Raw genomic sequence first — 18,902 nt, forward strand, 5'->3', positions numbered from 1 at the left:
GTGTACACATGTTCACCGAAACTTTGACCAAGAAGGTGCGACGGTCCGCCCTGCTGGACCTGCTCACCGGTCCCCATGGCGTCGACCGCTACACCGAGCTGGTCGACCCCACCTGGACGCGTGGCGATGCCCGCGCCAAGGTCGTCGCAGTGCGACGGCAGACGCCCCGCAGCGTCACGCTGATCCTCGAACCGAATCGCGCGTTCACCGGATTCTCGGCAGGCCAGCACATCAACCTGACCGTCGAGATCAACGGCCGCCGCCGGACTCGCTGCTACTCGCCGGCCAGCGCCGAGAACGACCGCCTCATCGAGCTGACGATCGGCCGCCACGACGGCGGGCTGGTCTCCACCTATCTGTGCGACAACGCGAAGCCCGGCATGATCGTCGGCCTCGACTCCGTCGGCGGCGACTTCGTCCTGCCCGCCGAGCGCCCGCGTCGCATCCTGTTCGTATCCGGCGGCAGTGGCATCACCCCGGTGATGTCCATGCTCCGCACGCTGGTCGAAGAGGGTTACGACGGGGAGATCGCCTTCGTGCACTACGCCCGGACCCCCGCCGAGGCCTGCTATCGGATCGAGCTCGGTCGCATTCCGGGCGTGAAGGTGCTGCACGGCTACACCCGTCGCGGCGTCGGCGACCTGCAGGGCCGCTTCGACGAGTCGCACCTCACCGCCGCGATGGCGAACCCGGACGCGATCTTCGTCTGCGGCCCGCCGGCCCTGGTCGACGCGGTCCGCGAACAGTGCCCGGTCGCCGTCTCGGAGAGCTTCGTCCCGCCGGTGTTCGCCCTCGCCGAGGCAACGGGAGGCACCGTCGCCTTCGCCGACAGCGGTATCGACGTCGTCGACGACGGCCGCTCGATTCTCGATCAGGCCGAGGCCGCGGGCCTCACGCCGGAGAGCGGATGCCGCATGGGCATCTGCCACACCTGCACCCGAACCAAGAAGAGCGGTGCGGTGAAGAACCTGATCACCGGCGCCGTCTCCACCGCCGACGAGGAGGACGTGCAGATCTGCGTCACCGCCCCCGTCGGCGACGTCCAACTCGCGCTCTAGCCCACCCACCCGTACGAGAGAGGAACAGCCATGACTGCCATGCTCGAACGCCCCACCACTTCCGAGGACGCCGTCGAGGTCATCGAGGCCCCGAAGCGCAAGACCATCACCAAGACCGTCGGCGACAAGACCGTCACCATGACCCCCGAGCAGGCCGACGCGTTCGGTGCCGAGCTCGACGCCATCCGCGAGCGCGTCATCGCCGACCTCGGTGAGCGCGACGCGACCTACATCCGCAAGATCATCAAGGCACAGCGCACGCTCGAAGTCGGCGGCCGCGCGCTGCTCTGGGCCGGCGTGCTGCCGCCCGCATGGCTCGCCGGCACCGCGATGCTGGCCGCGTCGAAGATCCTCGACAACATGGAGATCGGCCACAACGTCATGCACGGCCAGTACGACTGGATGGGCGACCCGGCGCTGCAGGGTCGCAACTTCGAGTGGGACTCGGCCTGCCCCAGCGATCAGTGGCGGCACTCGCACAACTACATGCACCACACCTACACCAACGTCCTCGACATGGACCGCGACATCGGCTACGGCATTCTGCGCATGAGCGAGGACCAGCGGTGGGTGCCCTACTACCGCGGCAACGCGCTGTACGCCTTCCTGCTGATGGTGCTGTTCCAGTACGGCGTCGCGCTGCACGAACTCGAGACCGAGCGCATCCGCTCCGGCGAGATCAGCGTGGCCGACAAGAAGGACACGCTCAAGGGCATCTGGGGCAAGGTCAAGAAGCAGACGCTCAAGGACTACGTGGCCTTCCCGCTGCTGTCCGGCCCGTTCGCGCCGTTCACGTTCGCGGGCAACATGACCGCCAACCTGATTCGCAACGTGTGGTCGTACTCGATCATCTTCTGCGGCCACTTCCCCGAGGGCACCCAGGAGTTCACCCCCGAGGAGATCGAGAACGAGTCGCGCGGGATGTGGTACTTCCGCCAGATCCTGGGATCGGCGAACCTCACCGGCGGCAAGTGGTTCCACATCATGAGCGGCAACCTGTCGTTCCAGATCGAGCACCACCTGTTCCCCGACATCCCGGCGCACCGCCACTCGGAGATCTCGCAGGAAGTGCAGGAGATCTGCGAGCGCTACGGCGTGCCCTACAACAAGGGCCCGCTGCCCCAGCAGTTCATGACCGTGATCAAGAAGATCTGGAAGCTGGGCTTCAAGCCGAGCTAGTTCCTGGCGGTTTGCGTGTTGGAACCCGCGACCAGCGCGGGAGCTGACACGCAAACCGCTCAGGTCTGGCAGTTCGGGCACCAGAAGCTGATCCGCTCGGTGCCCGTCACGTCAGCCCGATCCGACAGCACCGTCGTCCCGCACCGTCGACACGGACGCCCGACCCGGCCGTAGACCCACAGGTCCTGGCCGGATCGGGTGTTTCCCGTTGTGGTGCGGTTGACCCTGGACCGGTTGAGCCACAACATGTCCCGTGCGCGCTGCACCACGCGCAGCGGATCCTTCAGCGAGCCGACGGGCGAGGTGGGTAGCCGGCCCATGACGAAGCAGAGCTCGTTGGCGTAGACGTTGCCGACACCGGCCATCACCCGCTGATCCAGCAGCGCCTCCGACAGCGGACGCTCCGGGTCGGCGGCGAGGTTGACGGCGGCCACCCGTGGCTCCCAGGAGTCGTCGAGAAGATCCGGCCCGAGGTGCGCGACGGCCTCCATGTCCTCCGAACGCGGCAGGATCTCGAGCACCCCGAGGTCGATCCCCGCTGCGCGAGAGTCGGCCGTTTCCAGCAGGATCCGCACCTTGTACTCGGGAACGCGACGGATCTGGCCCCCGACGAGCCAGGCGCCGTCCATCTTCAGGTGGGAGTGGATGCTGGCATCACCGACGCGGATGAACAGGTGCTTGCCCCGGCTGAGCACCTCGTCGACGACGCAGCCCGTCAGGTCGACGGTGGCGAACTTCGGAACCCGCACGTCGCAGCGGGTCAGCGTCCTGCCTTCCAGCGCGTCGCGCAACTTGGCCGCCGTGCGGTAGACGGTGTCGCCTTCGGGCATGGGGCCAAGGTACCCGCGAGCACGGCGTGAGGATCGTCCCGCTGGCCCACTCGACCACACATCGCGGCGCTGTTCGCGCACGAGTGGGGGAGGTTTCGAGGAGCGCCGTTCGGGCAACGCCCCTCCCATGCCCGAACCGACCGATCAAGACCGGATAGACGACGTGTCCGCCGGTGACGTCATCACGCTGACGGACGGCGGGCCGTATCGCGTCGTGCACGTCGACCCGACCGAGACCGGATTCCTGGTCACCGTCGAACCCGACGGCGGCGGCGAGACCATGGACATCGAACTGGTATCGGGGACGACCGTGACGCGCACCCTCGAGTCGAAGTGGGACTCGCCGCAGAGTCCGACGCCGCACAGCAGGGGGTAGCGCATTAAGGTCACGGTGTGCGGGTCGTCGCCATCCACATCGCGCCGGGGCGGCGGATTCCCGTGCGCTCGGTGAATTCGGTTGTCGCCGAGGAGGGTAAGGGCCTGGTGGGCGACCGCTACCACGGCACCACGTACCGGCACGTCACCATTCAGTCGCGTGAACTCGTGCACCTGGCGGCGAAGGAACTCGGTCGCGACTTCGACGTCGGGGCGACGCGACGCAACATCACCGTGGACTCCGGGGACATCCCTACCAAGCTCGGCACCCCGATACGGATCGGCGAAGCGGAACTGCACGTGGTTCGGATCATGCCGCCGTGCCGGTTACTCGACGACGACATCGGCCGCGGCGCGATGGACGCGTTGCAGGGGCGCGGCGGCTCCGTCTGCCGAGTGATGGGCTCGGGCATCATCCGCGTCGGCGACCCGGTCGAGATCGGCTAGCCGATCAGCTTCAGGGAGAGATCCCACAGCCGCTCGGCGTTGTCGGGGTCGAGGGCGTACGGCGCGACGCCGTGTATACCGAAGTCGTCGCGATGGTCGACGACGGCGGCCTCCCGACAGTCCTCGAAGTAGCGGCCCGCGACGCCGTCCACCAGTGGCGACGCCGCCAGCAGCACCGAGGTGGCGGCGCCCTGCTGAGGGGTCTTGAGCCTGCTGCCCGCGGCGCGGAAGCGTTCTTCCGACTCCGCGCCGAACGCAGGATCGAGGTGTCGCTGCAGTGCCGTCAGGATGCCACCTGGCATCAGGGCGTTGGCGACGATGCCGTCGTCGGCCCATCGTCGCGAAACCTCCACGGCGAAGAGCACATTCGCGGTCTTGGACTGCCCGTAGGCGGCGAACGGGTCGTACTCGCGGAACGCGAAGTCGATGTCGTCGAACACGACCGGTGAGCGCAGGTGCCCGCTGGAGCTCACCGAGACGATGCGGGCGCCCTCGGCCGCGGCGAGCGATTCGTGCAGGCACACCGCCAGCGCGAAGTGGCCCAGGTGGTTGGTCGCGAACTGGAGTTCGAAGCCGCTGTGCGAGATCGTGCGCTCCTGCACGGCCATCACGCCCGCGTTGTTGACCAGGATGTGCAGCGGTCCCTGCCAGGCGGCGACGAACTCGTCGACGCTGGTGAGGTTGGACAGATCCAGGGGCGCCACCGACGTCATGCCGCCGAGTTCGGCCGCCACCCGGCGTCCCGCGTCCACGTCGCGGACGGCCAGCGTTACCTCGGCACCCGCGTTGACCAGGGCTCGCGCCGTCTCGACGCCGATCCCGGACGCGGCGCCGGTGACGATGGCGCGCTTACCGGTGAGGTCGACGCCGTCGATCACCTCCGCGGCGGTCGAGTCGGCTCCGAACGGCGTGGTGATCAGGGATTGGCTCACGACGACGTGTAACGCCGCTCAGTCGGGTGGTGTTCCCGGATTCGTCCGGACACTGTTCAGTGCCCACCGCGCCTCGTCGGCGATGCGCTCGACGACCGCCGCCGCCGGCTCCACACCCGCGATGAGGTCGACGGCCTCGCCCGCCCAGATCGGCAGATAGTCCATGTCGCCGCGGTCGACGCCCGCCGTGAACTCCTCCTTGGCGATGGAGTCGAACCTCAGCGCGTCCTCCTTGTCGTGCCAGGTGTCGGTGAACCTGTTGCGCAGCGTGCGCGCCGTGAAGCGACGGGGCCAGGCGGAGTCCTGCGCGACGTCGAGTACCCGGTCGCGCGTGGTGCCCGAGGCGTTCGCAGCGACGATCGCGGCCGTCTCCTCGGCGCTGAGCAGTGCCTCCGGCGTCGCCTCGAAACGGGTGCCGATGACGGCGCCGGCCGCACCGAGCACCAGGGCGGCCGCCAGTCCGCGACCGTCGGCGATACCACCGGCCGCCAGCACCGGGGTGTCACCGGCGACGTCGACCACCGCAGGGACGAACGGCAGCGTGCCGCGGCCCTCTCCGTGCCCGCCCGCTTCGGCCCCCTGCGCCACCACGACGTCGGCGCCCAGTTCGAGAGCCTGCCGCGCGTCGGACAGCGTCGTCACCTGAACGGCGAGCGGAATATTGGCGGCACGCACGGACTGAACGAACGGCGCGGGGTCGCCGAACGACACCATGATCATCGACGGTCGCTGTGCGATCACCCACTCGAGCGTCGGCAGCTCCAGCGCCCACGCGAGTAGTCCGACGCCCCAGGGCTTTTCGGTACGGGCTCGCAGGATGTCGATCTCGCGTTCGAGCCAGTCGCGCTGGCCGCCACCCGCCCCCAGCAGGCCGAGGCCCCCGGCTTCGGAGACGGCGCCCGCGAGCTCGCCGCCCGCGACACCGCCCATCGGCGCGAGGACGATCGGATGCTCGATGCCGAGCAGGTCGGTCAGTGCGGTGCGAACCCCCATGCACCAACTCTATGCAGGCACGCTCTCCAGTGCCTTGGCCGCCTTGTCCTGGCGGTGCAGCCGGTCGAGCACGGCGAAGTAGAACGCGTAGGAGAAGGCGCAGCTGGTGAACAGGCTGGCCACGAAGAACAGCCAGGGCCTGCGGATTCCGCGGCGGTACCCGTCGACGATCGTGAACAACGGGAGCAGCAGGACGTTGATGATCGTGTAGTCCTGCACCTGCGACGCGGCCGCCGAGTTGACGTAGCCGAGTTGAATGAACTGCTGCCAGCTGCCCGGTCCCCAGATCGGATTGGTGCCGGGTCCGGCGTAGTCCACGACGAACTGGTGGTTGAAGTAGTAGCCCAGCGCGATCGACGCGACGCCGATCACGTAGAAGGCGATTTCCAGCGGCGAGAACATCGGGCCGGTGGCGGGCCGGGCGAACACGTGGCGGTTGGCGCGGACGATCCAGGCGATGCACCCGATGCCCAGAACCAGATGAACGATGAGCGAGACCATGCCGCCAGTATCGGCGAGCCCGCGGCAAGTTTTGTCACTTTTGACAAAGTCAGCGGAGTCGCAGGCCCCGCGGGGTTCGGGAGAAGCCGTTGTTCGTCAGCGCGGTCTGCACCGTGTCGCGCAGCGCGTCGACGGTCGGGTCGAGCACCGCGACGCCGTTGACTCGCTCGACCAGCAGGCCGCGCAGCGTGCCCCTGCCGACCAGGTCGGCCAACGCCGCTGCGGCGACGACGTGGGTGTCGGTGTCCGCTGTGTTGTCCGCGAACGCCAGCAGCGAGCGGCCCCCGCGCTCGAGGAACCACGTCAGTTCGCCGTCGACGAGCACCACCAGGGCGCCCGCCTTGCGGCCGGGCCGGTGCCCCTCGGGTGCGCCCGGCCAGGGCAACGCGGCGCCGTACGGGTTGGCGGGGTCGGTCGCGGCGAGGACGACGGCCTTGTAATCGCGGCGGTCGTCGACGCCGTCGAGGTAGGTGCGCAGCCGGTCGACGGTCGACGCGGTCGCGAACTGGGCGCCGCCGAGCGATTCGACGAAGTACCCGCGCTGGCATCGACCGGCGTCCTCGAGCGCGGTCAGCACCTTGTAGAGCATCGCGAAACCGCCGGGTACACCGTCGGCGGCGCCCCGGGTCAGCACGCCGTAGCGGTTGAGCAGCAGCTCGGCCTGGAAGTGCGCGCGCAGCGTCGAATCCGGCTCGGGCAGCGGCAGTGCCGACCACCGGCCCGCGACGGTCGGATCGCTGGTGCGCGTCTGCCCGTGCATGACGCGGTAGCTCGACAGCCGTGGCGCCCGCTGCTTCTGCCGGTGCGCGCCGCCGCGCTTGCCGGTGCCCGCGAGCATCGTGCGCACCGGCGAGAAGGTGTCACCGGTGACGCGGCCCGCCCAGATCAGTTCCCACAGCGCCTGTTTCACGGCCTCGTCCGAACCGGCGTCGGACAGCTGGCGGAAGAAGTAGCCGCCGCCGTGGCCGAGGATGTCCAGCACGGCCCTGTGCACGTCGGTGAACTCCAGCTCACCGGGTACCGCCAGGGTCAGCGGCGCCGTGTCCGCGGTGTGGAAGGCGATCCAGCCGTCCCCGGTGCCGAGCTGCCCGACGCCGGACCACGTCACGTCGCCGGACGCCAGCAGTTCGTCGAGCATCGCGGGTTGATAGTCGCGGACGCGCTGCCCGAAGATCAGCGGCTCGATCGCCGACGCCGGCACCGCGACACCGGCCAGCTGTTCGACGACGGTCAGCAACCCGTCGATCCCCGAGTTGCGCGACGAGCCGACCTGTTGCCACGCGGGTAGGAACCGGCCGAACGCGGCGGTGCTGACGGGCTCGATCTGTGCCCGCATTGCTGCGAGTGAGCGGCGGCGCAGGATCTTGAGAACCTCGGCGTCGCACCACTGTTCGGCCTCGTGGGTGAACTCACCGCGGACCAGCTTGTGATCGGCGGCCATCCGGCCCAGCACGTCGGCGGTGACGCGCAGGCCCAGCCCGAACCGGTCGGCTGCCTCCTGCGTGGTGAACGGACCGTTGGTGCGGGCGTAGCGGCCGAGCAGTTCGCCGAGCGGATCGGCGACCGACCCGGTGAAGCTCGCGGGCACGCCCATCGGCACGGCGATGCCGACACCGTCGCGCAGCAGGCCGATGTCCTCGACGGGCACCCACCACGTCCGGCCGGCGAACGACACCGTCAGTGCGCGCTTCGCGGCGCGCAGCCCGTCGAGCCAGCCGCCCACGTCGTCGGCCGTCGAGCGTTGCGCCACTTCGGCTTCCGTCAGCGGGCCGAGTAGGCGCAGCAGGTCGGCGACGGCCTCGGCGTCCCGCGCGGCGCGCTCGGGGGTGAGGTGCTGCAGCTGGGCGATGGTGGAGGCGATGACCTGAGGGTCCAGCAGCTCGCGCAGCTCGACCTTGCCCAGCAGCTCGGCCAGCAGCGTGGGGTCCAGCGACAGGGCGGCGGCCCGTCGCTCGGCCAGCGGGCTGTCGCCCTCGTACATGAACGCGCCGACGTACCCGAACAGCAGCGACGCGGCGAACGGCGACGGCCGCTCCGTTTCGACTTCGACCAGCCGGATGCGGCGCTGCGCGATCCGGCCCATCAGCTCGCGCAGCATCGGCACGTCGTACACGTCCTGCAGACATTCGCGGACGGTCTCCAGCACGATCGGGAAGTCCGGATACTTGCGCGCCACGTCGAGAAGTTGCGCGGCGCGCTGACGCTGGTGCCACAGCGGCGAGCGCTTGCCTGGGTGGCGGCGCGGCAGCAGCAGCGCGCGGGCGGCGCACTCGCGGAAGCGCGACGCGAAAAGCGCTGAGCCACCGACCTCATCGGTGACGATGGGATCGATCTCGTCGGCGTCGAAGACGAAGATGTCGGCACCGGGCGCGGTGTCCTCGGTGTCGGGTAGCCGGACGATGATGCCGTCGTCGGAGGCGGTGGGCTTCTCGTCGATGCCGTAGCGCTCGCGCAGCCGCCGCGACACCGCGAGCGCGAGCGGGCCGTGCACGCGCAGGCCGTAGGGGGAGTGCAGGATGACGCGCCAGTCGCCGAGTTCGTCGCGGAACCGCTCGACGACGAACGTGGTGTCGGTGGGCACGGTGCCGGTGGCCTGCTTCTGCTCGTCGAGCAGCTGGCGCAGGTTGGCCGTCGCGAAGTCGTTGAACCCCATGGCATCACACTGCGCGGTGAACTCGTCGGCGGAGATCGTCGACAGCTTGCCCGTGAACGCGCCGATGGCCTCGCCGAGTTCGGCGGGCCGGCCCGCGGCGTCGCCCCGCCAGAACGGCAGCCGGGCGGGCTCGCCGGGGGCGGGGATGACGAGGACCCGGTCGTGGGTGATCTCGGTGATGCGCCAGCTGGTGGCGCCGAGGGCGATCACGTCGCCGGGCCGCGACTCGTAGACCATCTCCTCGTCGAGTTCGCCGACGCGCGAGGGCTTCTCGGTGTCGGCGTTGGTCGCGAGATAGACGGTGAACAGGCCGCGGTCGGGAATGGCGCCGCCGGAGGTGACGGCGAGCCGCTGCGCACCCGGTCGGGCGGTGAGCTCACCCGCGTCGCGGTCGTAGACCAGGCGGGGCCGCAGTTCGGCGAACTCGGTCGATGGGTACTTGCCGGCCAGCAGATCGAGCGTCGCTTCGAAGGCGCTGCGCGGCAGCGTCGCGAACGGCGCGCTGCGGCGCACGGTGTCGAACCAGCGGTCGGCGTCGAGCGGTTCCAGAGCGGCCGCCGCGACGGTGTGCTGCGCCAGCACGTCGAGCGGATTGGTCGGCACCCGCATGGTTTCGATGCGACCGGCGAGCATGCGCTGCACGGTCACGGCGCAGTCGATCAGATCGGTGCGGTGCTTCGGGAACAGCACGCCCTGCGACACCTCGCCGACCTGGTGGCCCGCGCGGCCGATGCGCTGCAGGCCGCTGGCCACCGACGGGGGCGCCTCGACCTGGATCACCAGATCGACTGCGCCCATGTCGATGCCGAGCTCGAGGCTGGACGTCGCGACGACGGCCTTGAGGCGCCCGCTCTTGAGCTCCTCCTCGACGATGGCGCGCTGCTCCTTGCTGACCGACCCGTGGTGCGCGCGGGCCAGCAGGGGTTCGGCGCCGAACGACTGCCCGCTGCCCATGACGTAGGCCGGTGCACCGCCGCCGACCTTGTCGTTGCGCTTCTCCTCGGATTCGATGCCCAGTCGTTCGGCGTGAATCTCGTTGAGCCGGGCGGTGAGTCGCTCAGCCAACCGTCGGGAGTTGGCGAACACGATCGATGACTCGTGCGTCTCGATGAGGTCGACGATCTGCTGCTCGACGTCGGGCCAGATGGTGTTGTTCTCGAGGTCGGCCATATCGGGCACCGGTACCCGCACGGACAGGTCGAAGACCTTCTCCGATTTGGGGGCGACGATCGTGGTGGGCGTCTGGCCGCCGAGGAAGCGGGCGACCTCCTCGGCCGGGCGCACGGTGGCCGACAGGCCGATGCGCTGGGCGGGCTTCTCCAGCAGCGCGTCGAGACGTTCGAGCGACAGGGCCAGGTGCGCGCCGCGCTTGGTGGCCGCGACGGCGTGCACCTCGTCGATGATCACGGTGTCGACCTCGGCGAGCGTGTCGCGGGCCGCCGACGTCAGCATCAGGAACAGCGATTCCGGCGTCGTGATGAGGATGTCGGGCGGCTTGGCGATGAGTTCGCGGCGGCGGTTGGGTGGGGTGTCGCCGGAGCGCACGCCGACCGTGATGCTGGGTGCGGGTTGGTCCAGTCGGTCGGCGACGCGTGCGATCCCGGTGAGCGGCGTTGACAGGTTGCGCTCGACGTCGACCGCGAGCGCCTTGAGCGGCGACACGTACAGGACACGGGTGCCGGCCTTGGGGGCGCGCGGCTCCGATCCGGCGAGTTGATCGATCGCCCAGAGGAACGCCGCGAGCGTCTTACCCGACCCGGTCGGGGCGATGACCAGCGTGTTGTCGCCGTTCGCGATGGCGGCCCAGGCGTCGGCCTGTGCGGACGTCGGGGCGGGGAAGGTGCCCGCGAACCACTCGCGCGTCAGGTCGCTGAAGCGAGCGAGCGGATCGGCTGTTCTACGGGCCACCGTCCCATGGTGCCCGCAGGGTCCGACAACTACGCGATTCGCGTGTCCCTACCCGCGCTGACCGCGGGTTTCGACATGCGAGTCACCGGAGTGTGGGGACGCCCGGCACGCGCGCGACGGCGTCGAGCAGGGCGTGGGCGCAGGAGTCGGCCACGTAGTCGGCGTCGATCGAGGGGTCGATGATCCGCTGGCGGCACATCTCGAAGGTGAATGAGAGCCAGCCGTAGACCAGGACGCGCAGGTCGCGCTCGAGCTTGGAGTCGACCTCGCCCATCGCGTCGAGCAGGCGCGTCATGATGCGGTTGGCCTGGCGGTCGTTGTCGACGTCGTCGATGCCGCGTAGCACCGGGTCGCTTCGGCCCATCCCCATGTAGGCGGCCCAGGCGCCGTGCGGGTGGGCCTCGTCGTACCGCAGGTACTCGAGCACGCCTGCTTTGAGCTGCTCGAACAGGCTGGCATCGGCGTCGGGCGGCGTGTTGGTGGCCTCGAACAGCTTCTCGCCCTCGTTGCGCACGACGGCCGCGAAGAAGGCGCGCTTGTCGGGGAAGTAGTGGTACATGAGTGCGCGCGAGACGCCTGCGCGCTCGGCGATCTCGTCGATGCGGACCTCGTCGTAGGGACGCTGACCGAACACCTCGGCACCGAGGGCGAGGAGTTCGTTGCGGCGGTCCTCGGGGGACAGCCGCCTGCGGTCGGCCATGAAGCCAGGGTATTACTCCACATGTGTTGGACAGGGCAGGAGGGGCCCTCGCGTCATTGTTCGGCAAGGCCTACACGTGGTGCCCGGTGCGTGCGTCGAGTGCAATGGAACCGCCGCCGGTGAAGACGAGTAGGAAGAACGCGAAGCAGTACAGGACCGCGAGTTCGCCGCCGTTGGTCATCGGGATGACACCGGTGGGGAGGTGCTGGCTGAAGAACGCGAACGCCATGACACCGGAGGCGACGAAGGCGGCGATGCGGGTGAACAGCCCGACGATGATCAGAAGCGCCGTGATCAGTTCGAGTACGCCGGCGTAGAAGAACGGCCAGACGCCCACTGGTGCTTGCTGTTCGGGTACCGGCCAGCCGAAGAGGTGTGACGTGGCGTGGCAGAGGAACAGCAGCCCGACGACCACGCGGAAGATGCTTAGTACGGTCGGCGCGTGCGGGCTGAGCCTGGCGTCGAGCTTCTGGATCGGATTGGTCATCGGTCAGTTCTCCTTCGATGGGTTCACGGCGTGGGGTTGGGCGACGCCCCCCACGGGGTGGTCGTGGACGAGTGCACCGGCGGTGGGAAGTCCCGACCAGGTCTCGAATTCCTCTGCCAGATCGAGCCGCTCGACGACGGCGGCGTTCTCGTAGATGCCCCACTGGTCGCGGGGGAGCATCCACATCAGCTCGAACTGGTTGCCGTCGGGGTCGGCGCCGTAGATGCTCTTGGTGGCACCGTGGCTCGATTCGCCGGTGTAGGCACCGGCGTCGAGCAGGACCCGGCGCATCTCGACCAACTCGTCGACGGTGTCCAGCTGCCACCCCAGGTGGTAGAGACCGACGGATCGAGCGGGCTGGGGAACCGCTTCGGCCACGCCGAACAACCCGAGGTCGTGGTGATTCCCCGACCGGGGCAGACGCAGGAAGGCGCCCGCGAGCCGTGCCTCGCGGCCGACGAGTTGCATGCCGAACACCTCGGTGTAGAAGCGCACGGAGCGATCGACGTCGGCGACGAAGAGCACGGCGTGGTTCAAGCGGACGGGTGAGACGGCCATGACGGTTGCTCCTCGTGTACACATGGTTGTAGCTACAACAAAGAACCCTAACGGGAGATTGTTGTAGCTACAACCGTACGAGTAGGATGGTCGGGTGACTTCCGAACCGCTGGATCGAGGCGAGCAGGCGGCATGGGTGCGGCTTGCCTCGATTCTCGAGTTGCTGCCCAATGTGCTGGATGCGCAATTACGTCGCGATGCGGGGCTCATGCACTTCGAGTACTTCGTGCTCGCGATGCTGTCCGAAGCGCCCAGGCGGACCCTGCGGATGAGCGCGCTCGCAGCACAGACGAACTCGACTCCTCCTCGCCTGTCCCACGTCGTGAAGCGGCTCGAGGACCGCGGGCTGGTCGAACGTCTTCCGTGCCCGGAGAACGCGAGGGCGACCAACGCACGCCTGACAGCCGCAGGTTGGCGCAAGGTCCGCCAGGCAGCGCCCGGACACGCGGCCACGGTTCGGGACAACGTCATCGATGCGTTGACCGGCGAGCAGGTGGGTCAGCTCACCGACATCGCCGAAGCCATCCTCAGTCGCCTCGATCCGGACCGCGCGATGTCGGCCACCTACCACCGCTACGACCGCGGGCCCGGCGACTAACCGGAGTTGGCCGACGTGATCGACGCTAGACGCGAGTGGGCAGGGCGACGGTGTCGCCCGCCACGTCGATCGCGACCTTGCCGCGCAGGGCGTACGACCGTCGGTTCTCCAGGAGTTCGTGGGCCTCGCCCGTTCGCGCGAGCGGAAGAGTCGCGCCGATCACCGGTCGCACGAGACCGCGCTCGACCAGGGTGGTGAGCGCGTCCAGCTTGCCGCGGTTCTGTCGGGTGAACACGAAGTGGTAGGCGGCGTTTCTACCCCACGCCTCGATGAGGTTCTGTGGCTGCGCGATGTCGACGATGCTGACGACGCGTCCGGAGTCGGCCAGCGCCAGCGGGCTTCGGGTGAGCGCGTCGCCGCCGATCGTGTCGAAGACGACGTCGACCCCCTCGCCTCGCGTCATCTCGGCCACGGCGTCGACGTAGTCGGTCGAGGTGTAGTCGATCGCCGCGTCCGCTCCGAGCGAGCGCACGAACTCGTGGTCTGCTGCTTTCGCCGTGGTGAGCACCCGTGCGCCGATCGCGTTCGCGATCTGGATTGCGATCGTGCCGACGCCGCCCGTGCCGCCGTGGATGAGGATCGTCTCCCCCACGGTGAGCTGAGCCCGCGTCACCAGGGCCTCCCAGACCGTTCCGCCGACGAGCGTCAGGCTCGCCGCCTCCAGGTGACTGATGTTCTCCGGCTTCCGGCCGACGAGATCGACGTCGGCGACGTGCTGCTCGGCGTAGGAGCCGGGGCCGCCGAAGATCTGGGGCGTGTAGTACACCGCATCGCCGGCGTGGAACTCGGTCACGTGCGTTCCGACCTCTTCGATCACGCCGGAGATGTCATGCCCGATGATCGCCGGGAGCGGCACCAGATCTGCGTAGTCTCCGCGACGGATCTGATAGTCGAGCGGGTTGACGGCGGTCGCATGAACGCGCACCCGTACCTGGCGGGGTCCGACCTTCGGCACGGGGACGTCCCGCAGCTCGAACACGTCGGTACCGCCGAAGCGTTCGAGGACAACGGCTTTCATGGTGTCGTTCATATCGGTGTTCCTCATCGTGGTTCTGGATGCGAGACGCTTGTCGACGGGATCGCGTTGCATCCCGCTAGTGCGATCGTGGGTCGGTCATGATCTCGACCATGGCCGGTCCCGGGTAGGTGAGCGCTTCTCCGATCACGGACTCGACGTCGGCCGGATCGCTGACACGCCTGCCGTAGGCGCCGCAGTCACGGGCCAGCGCGGAGAAGTCGGGGTTCAGCAGCGACGTCTGCCAGACCGCGTACTCGGCGCTGCGCTGTTCTTCGCTGATCTTGGCGAGTTCGCCGTTGTTGAGCAGGATGTGGGTGATGTTCATGTCGTACTTCACCGCCGTGGTGAATTCGGCGAGGTACTGGCCGAATCCACCGTCTCCGGTGACGGCGATGACGGGACGGTCCGGGGCCGCCGCCCATGCTCCCAACGCGGCGGGGAAGCCGAAACCGATTGAACCCAGGTAGCCCGACATGAGAACCGCCTGCGACGTGGGTTCGAAGTACCGCCCGAACGAGTAGGCGTGGTTGCCGACGTCGACTGTCATGACGGCGTTCTCGGGTGCGAGTTCGTTCAGCGCGCGGAAGACCGTCGCGGCGGACACCCGCCCGCTGCCCGACACCGCAGCCGCCCGTCGCGCCTTCTCCGCGCGCCACACCGCCCAGCGTTCCGCGACCTCCGTGCGTTGGTCGACGATCGCCGCGTTGCTGCGCAGCGACTCCGTCAGTGCGCGGGCGGTGACACCCACGTCGCCGAGCACCGGCACCGTCACGGGCACGAATCGGCCCAGCATCAGCGGATCGGTGTCCACCTGCACCGTCGGCTTATAGGGCGAGATGCCGCTGTGGTTGGAGAACGACGCGCCGAACACCAGCAGGAGGTCGGCCTTGTTCATCATCCAGGACGCGACAGGGGTCCCCGATCGGCCGAGGACGCCGCAGGCCAGCGGGTGTCGGTCCGAGATCTGCCCCTTGGCCTTGAACGTGGTGAGGACGGGGGCGTTCAACCGTTCGGCGAGTGAAACAACCTGTGCCATATCGGCTTTAGCGCCGGCACCGACCACAACCACCGGTCGGGTGGCGGCCGCGATGTGGCCGAGTGCCTCGCGGAGAGCCTGGGCGGGTGGTCCAACGCGCAGGTCGGGCATCCGCCCGGTGGGGCCGGAGGCGGCGTGGTCGGGCGCCGGGAGCACCTGAACCTCGTCGGGAAGGACGAGGTGCCCGACGCCGCGGTTGAGGATGGCGTGTTTGAGTGCCATCGTCATGAGTTCGGCGTGGTCGGATCCGGAGCGGATCAGGGCCGAGTAGGTGGAGACGTCCGCGAATGCGGCGAGTAGGTCGATGTCCTGAAAAGCGCCCTTGCCTGCGACGGATGAATCCACGTTGCCTGAGAGCGCCAACACCGGTGCGCGATCGGCCTTCGCGTCGTAGAGCCCTGTCAGCAGGTTCGTGGAACCGGGCCCCGCGATGCCGAAGCACGCGGCGGGCCTACCCGTCAGCTTGCCGTAGGCCGATGCCGCGAAGGCCGCCGCCCCCTCGTGCCGAATGCCGAAGTAGCGCAGCTTGCCCTCGGTCTCGGCGCGGTGCATCGCCTCCGCCATACCGAGATTCGAGTGTCCGACCATCCCGAACACCGTGTCGACTCCCCAGTTGGTCATCGTCTCGACCAGCACGTCGCTCACCGTGCGAACGCGTGCTGCCGGCGCGGGGGTGGCCACGTAGACGCCGTCTGCGCGAACGTCGACGGGGTAGGTCGGGACGTCGAAATCGGGTCCGCCCGCGGCTTCACCGGTGAACGGATCGAAATCGAAGCCGTGCCAGGGGCACCGGATCTTGCCGTTCTCCACGGTGCCCTGCCCCAGCGGCCCGCCTTGGTGGGGGCAGCGGTTGTCGATGGCGCCGTACTCGCCGCGCAGTTTGGTGAGCGCTACGGACTTGACGCCGACGGGGCACACTCTCACCTCGCCGTCCTCGAGTGAATCGCCGTCGATCGCCCTGTGCCACTGCAGGTTATCGTCGTGGTCGGGCGTTTCGGAACTCACAGCGGCACCACTCCTGCGTAGGGGACTCCGCTGAGATAGGCGAAGTCGCGGTCGAAGGTGACGAGATCGTCGAGCTCGAAGTCGGCGAGCCTTCGGTGACCGCACGCCCTGGCGAGAATCACCATCAGCTTGACAGTGGAGCGCAGAAAGCGGTGCAGGCGCTGCGCAGCGAGTTCGACGGGCAGCCGGTCGCGCAGGTGAGGCTGCTGAGTGGCGATCCCCACCGGACAGGAGTTGCTGTTGCACGCACGCATCCCGACGCATCCGATGGCCTGAAGCGCCGAATTGGACAGCCCGACGGCGTCCGCGCCCAGCGCCAGCGCCTTGACCATGTCCGCTGCGGTACGAATCCCCCCGGTGACGGCAAGCGTGACGTGGTGGGCCGCGGACGCTGTGAGGTGCCGCCGTGCTCTGGCTAGCGCCGGGATCGTCGGAACGGAGATGTTGTCGCGGAACAGCGTTGGCGCCGCGCCTGTTCCACCGCCGCGTCCGTCGAGGATGAGGTAGTCGACGCCTATCGTGAGCGCCGCGTCGATGTCGCGTTCGATGTGCTGCGCACTCATCTTGTACCCGACGGGAATCCCCCCGGATACCTCTCGCACCTGAGCGGCGAAATCGCGGAACTGGTCGAGCGAGGTCCAATCGGGAAACCTGGCGGGGGAGATCGCGGCGGTACCCTCCGCAAGACCACGCACCTCGGCGATCCTGCCGGTCACCTTGTTTCCGGGCAGATGGCCGCCGGTGCCGGTCTTGGCGCCCTGGCCGCCCTTGAAGTGAAAGGCCTGAACTTTCTGCAGATGCTCGAGATTCCACCCGAAGCGGGCCGAGGCGAGCTCATAGAAGTATCGCGAATTGTGCTGCTGCTCTTCGGGAAGCATGCCGCCTTCGCCGGAGCAGATTCCGGTACCGGCCATCTGCGCCCCCGCGGACAGGGCGACTTTGGCCTCCTCGGAGAGCGCTCCGAAGCTCATGTCGCTGACGAACAGCGGAATGTCCAGCACCAGAGGACGTCCGGCCGCCGGACCGATCACCGTCTCGGTGGTGACCGGTTCGTCGTCCAGCAGCGGTAATCGCGCCAGTTGCCCGGTCAACAGCTGGATCGACTCCCACGTGGGCAGCTGATCCCTGGGCACGCCCATGGCCGCCATCGGTCCGTGGTGGCCGACACGGTCCAGACCGTGTGCGGCGAGCTCGTGGATGTGCGTGACGAACGGCTCGTCGGCGGAGTCGGCCGGCTTGATCCAGTGGCCCTGGTATCCGTCATCGTCGTAGGTGACGGGATTGGCGCGGGTGAACATCCTGATGGACGACTCGTCCACGTACACAACGCCATCCGATACCCACGCGGGGAACTTGTTGAGCGCGACCGAGGGATTCACGGGGGACACGCCCGTCTCCGAGTCGTAGCGCCAGCCGTGCACCCCGCACACGACGTGGTCGCCCTCGACACGACCGTCACTCAGCAGCGCGCCCCGATGCGGGCAGCGTCCGTAGAGGGCGGACACGCCGGTGCCGCGGCGGATGAGGACGATGTCCACGCCGGCGACCGAGACGGGATGGGGGCGGAAGGGCACCAGCTCGTCGAAGGACGCCACTCTGAGCGCACTCGTCGAACCGATCGTCACGGCGACCCCTTGTGCGTCCAGCGGTTCGGGTCGGTTTCCAGGGCGCGCCGGTCCCAACCCATCAGATCGGCGGCCGCGGCGTAGGTGAACTCGAGGAAGTCCATCACCGCGCCGTCGGGGTCCTTCGCCTCGCGGGCGACCTCGTAGGGCAACAGGAACTGTCGCAACGCAGTGTCGTAGAAGACGCCGTCGGGCCGACCCGTGGCGTCGGCGAAGCCGTCCGGTTCGGGATAGGCGTAGGAGTAGAAAGCCCCCTCGTCGGCGCCGCCGGGCCAGAACCCGCAACTGCTCAGTTGGTGGGAGTAGCCCTCCTCCATCACCCAGTCACCGCAGTTGGGCGCGCCTCCGGGATGGCGCGGCGCGATGTCGCCGGAGAACCGGGTGCAGGCCAGATCGAAGGAGCCCCAGAAGAAGTGGACGGGACTGACCTTGCCGATGAACCGGGAGCGGAACCGGTTGATCACCCGGTCGGCCTGCACCAGCTGCCGCCAGAAGGCGTCGGCGGCGGCGGGGTCGTAGCCGGCGTGGGTGTCCTCGGCGAACGGGATGGCGGGATCCACCTCGTTGGGCCCGTTGGAGATGTCGGCGTCGATGCCGAGATCGCCGAGGGTGTCGAGCACCGCTCGGTGGAACCGCGCTACGGAGGTGTCCCGTAGATCGATCGCGGCCGCGCCGCCGTCACTGACCCGCACCGCGAGTGCGTGGTTGACGAAGTCGAACTCCATGTCGAAGGACTCAGTACCCACGGGGATCGCCGAGGTGGTCAGTCCCCGCGGTGAGACGTAGAGCGGCACCTGCCACCAGTGGTTGAGCAGCGGCGCGTGGGCCAGTCTCACCTTGCCCACGATCTGGCTCCACATGTGCAGGGATCTGCGCGTCGGTTCCCAGTCGTCGACGCGGAGCGCCGGCCAGCCCCGGCCGGCTCGCACCTCGGTCATTCGAACCTCCCTGTTGTCGCAATCGAATCGGCGCCCGGTAGCGGTGCCGTCGGTGTCAAGT

General features: G+C 68.6%; 17 protein-coding genes. 5 read left to right on the plus strand and 12 right to left on the minus strand.

The genetic code is table 11. The annotated features are described in order from the left end of the window. Positions 1-8 precede the first annotated feature (8 nt). Both NM203_RS15425 and NM203_RS15430 read left to right on the plus strand, forming a co-directional pair. Complete coding sequence (locus NM203_RS15425; RefSeq protein WP_255060895.1) at positions 9-1,058, plus strand: ferredoxin reductase; 1,050 nt, start codon at positions 9-11, stop codon at positions 1,056-1,058. Positions 1,059-1,088: 30 nt separating this feature from the next. Next, complete coding sequence (locus tag NM203_RS15430; protein ID WP_408633361.1) at positions 1,089-2,237, plus strand: fatty acid desaturase family protein; 1,149 nt, start codon at positions 1,089-1,091, stop codon at positions 2,235-2,237. Between the two features lie 59 nt (positions 2,238-2,296). On the opposite strand, the gene nei2 is transcribed toward NM203_RS15430, so the two are convergent. After that, positions 2,297-3,067, minus strand: a complete 771-nt coding sequence (gene nei2, locus NM203_RS15435) for an endonuclease VIII Nei2 (protein ID WP_255060896.1) — start codon at positions 3,065-3,067, stop codon at positions 2,297-2,299. A gap of 127 nt (positions 3,068-3,194) precedes the next feature. Between nei2 and NM203_RS15440 the strand changes: the two genes are divergently transcribed. Continuing rightward, positions 3,195-3,443 carry a hypothetical protein gene (locus tag NM203_RS15440; protein WP_255060897.1) on the plus strand — a complete coding sequence of 83 codons (249 nt, stop codon included), beginning with the start codon at positions 3,195-3,197 and terminating at the stop codon, positions 3,441-3,443. 17 nt (positions 3,444-3,460) lie between these two features. Further along, the gene (locus tag NM203_RS15445; protein ID WP_255060898.1) at positions 3,461-3,889 is read left to right on the plus strand and encodes an MOSC domain-containing protein; all 429 of its coding nucleotides are present in this window, start codon (positions 3,461-3,463) and stop codon (positions 3,887-3,889) included. Here NM203_RS15445 and NM203_RS15450 read toward each other — a convergent pair. The 7 genes from NM203_RS15450 to NM203_RS15480 all read right to left on the minus strand — a co-directional run bounded on the left by NM203_RS15450 (position 3,886) and on the right by NM203_RS15480 (position 12,621). Beyond that, positions 3,886-4,821, minus strand: a complete 936-nt coding sequence (locus tag NM203_RS15450; RefSeq protein ID WP_255060899.1) for an SDR family NAD(P)-dependent oxidoreductase — start codon at positions 4,819-4,821, stop codon at positions 3,886-3,888. The genes NM203_RS15445 and NM203_RS15450 overlap by 4 nt on opposite strands. Positions 4,822-4,839: 18 nt before the next feature. Continuing rightward, entirely contained in the window at positions 4,840-5,814 is a 975-nt protein-coding gene (locus tag NM203_RS15455; RefSeq protein ID WP_255060900.1) for an NAD(P)H-dependent flavin oxidoreductase, read from the minus strand. Positions 5,815-5,823: 9 nt separating this feature from the next. Beyond that, positions 5,824-6,315, minus strand: a complete 492-nt coding sequence (locus NM203_RS15460) for a DUF2834 domain-containing protein (RefSeq protein ID WP_255060901.1) — start codon at positions 6,313-6,315, stop codon at positions 5,824-5,826. Between the two features lie 49 nt (positions 6,316-6,364). Beyond that, on the minus strand, positions 6,365-10,876 hold the full coding sequence (locus NM203_RS15465; RefSeq protein ID WP_255060902.1) for an ATP-dependent helicase: 4,512 nt from the start codon (positions 10,874-10,876) through the stop codon (positions 6,365-6,367). Positions 10,877-10,958: 82 nt separating this feature from the next. Further along, the gene (locus NM203_RS15470) at positions 10,959-11,576 is read right to left on the minus strand and encodes a TetR/AcrR family transcriptional regulator (RefSeq protein ID WP_255060903.1); all 618 of its coding nucleotides are present in this window, start codon (positions 11,574-11,576) and stop codon (positions 10,959-10,961) included. A 70-nt stretch (positions 11,577-11,646) separates the two neighbouring features. Further along, entirely contained in the window at positions 11,647-12,063 is a 417-nt protein-coding gene (locus tag NM203_RS15475; protein ID WP_255060904.1) for a DoxX family protein, read from the minus strand. Positions 12,064-12,066: 3 nt separating this feature from the next. After that, positions 12,067-12,621, minus strand: a complete 555-nt coding sequence (locus tag NM203_RS15480; RefSeq protein ID WP_255060905.1) for a VOC family protein — start codon at positions 12,619-12,621, stop codon at positions 12,067-12,069. Positions 12,622-12,715: 94 nt separating this feature from the next. On the opposite strand from NM203_RS15480, the gene NM203_RS15485 reads away from it, so the two are divergent. Then, complete coding sequence (locus NM203_RS15485; RefSeq protein WP_255060906.1) at positions 12,716-13,219, plus strand: MarR family winged helix-turn-helix transcriptional regulator; 504 nt, start codon at positions 12,716-12,718, stop codon at positions 13,217-13,219. Positions 13,220-13,244: 25 nt separating this feature from the next. Here NM203_RS15485 and NM203_RS15490 read toward each other — a convergent pair whose 3' ends face one another. From NM203_RS15490 to NM203_RS15505, 4 genes are all read right to left on the minus strand, one after another. Further along, complete coding sequence (locus tag NM203_RS15490) at positions 13,245-14,249, minus strand: zinc-dependent alcohol dehydrogenase family protein (protein WP_255060907.1); 1,005 nt, start codon at positions 14,247-14,249, stop codon at positions 13,245-13,247. A 64-nt stretch (positions 14,250-14,313) separates the two neighbouring features. Next, positions 14,314-16,278, minus strand: coding sequence for a thiamine pyrophosphate-dependent enzyme (locus tag NM203_RS15495; RefSeq protein ID WP_255060908.1), 1,965 nt, complete (start codon positions 16,276-16,278; stop codon positions 14,314-14,316). After that, positions 16,275-17,903, minus strand: a complete 1,629-nt coding sequence (locus NM203_RS15500; protein WP_255060909.1) for a glutamate synthase-related protein — start codon at positions 17,901-17,903, stop codon at positions 16,275-16,277. Before NM203_RS15500 ends, NM203_RS15495 begins: the two co-directional genes overlap by 4 nt. After that, positions 17,900-18,841 (minus strand): DUF5996 family protein, encoded by a 942-nt coding sequence (locus tag NM203_RS15505; RefSeq protein WP_255060910.1) that lies wholly within the window; start codon positions 18,839-18,841, stop codon positions 17,900-17,902. The genes NM203_RS15500 and NM203_RS15505 overlap by 4 nt, the downstream gene beginning before the upstream one ends. Between the last annotated feature and the right edge of the window lie 61 nt (positions 18,842-18,902).

Origin of the sequence: Mycolicibacterium arenosum (assembly GCF_024320865.1) — a bacterium.
In the GTDB taxonomy this organism is placed as follows: Bacteria; Actinomycetota; Actinomycetes; order Mycobacteriales; family Mycobacteriaceae; genus Mycobacterium; species Mycobacterium arenosum.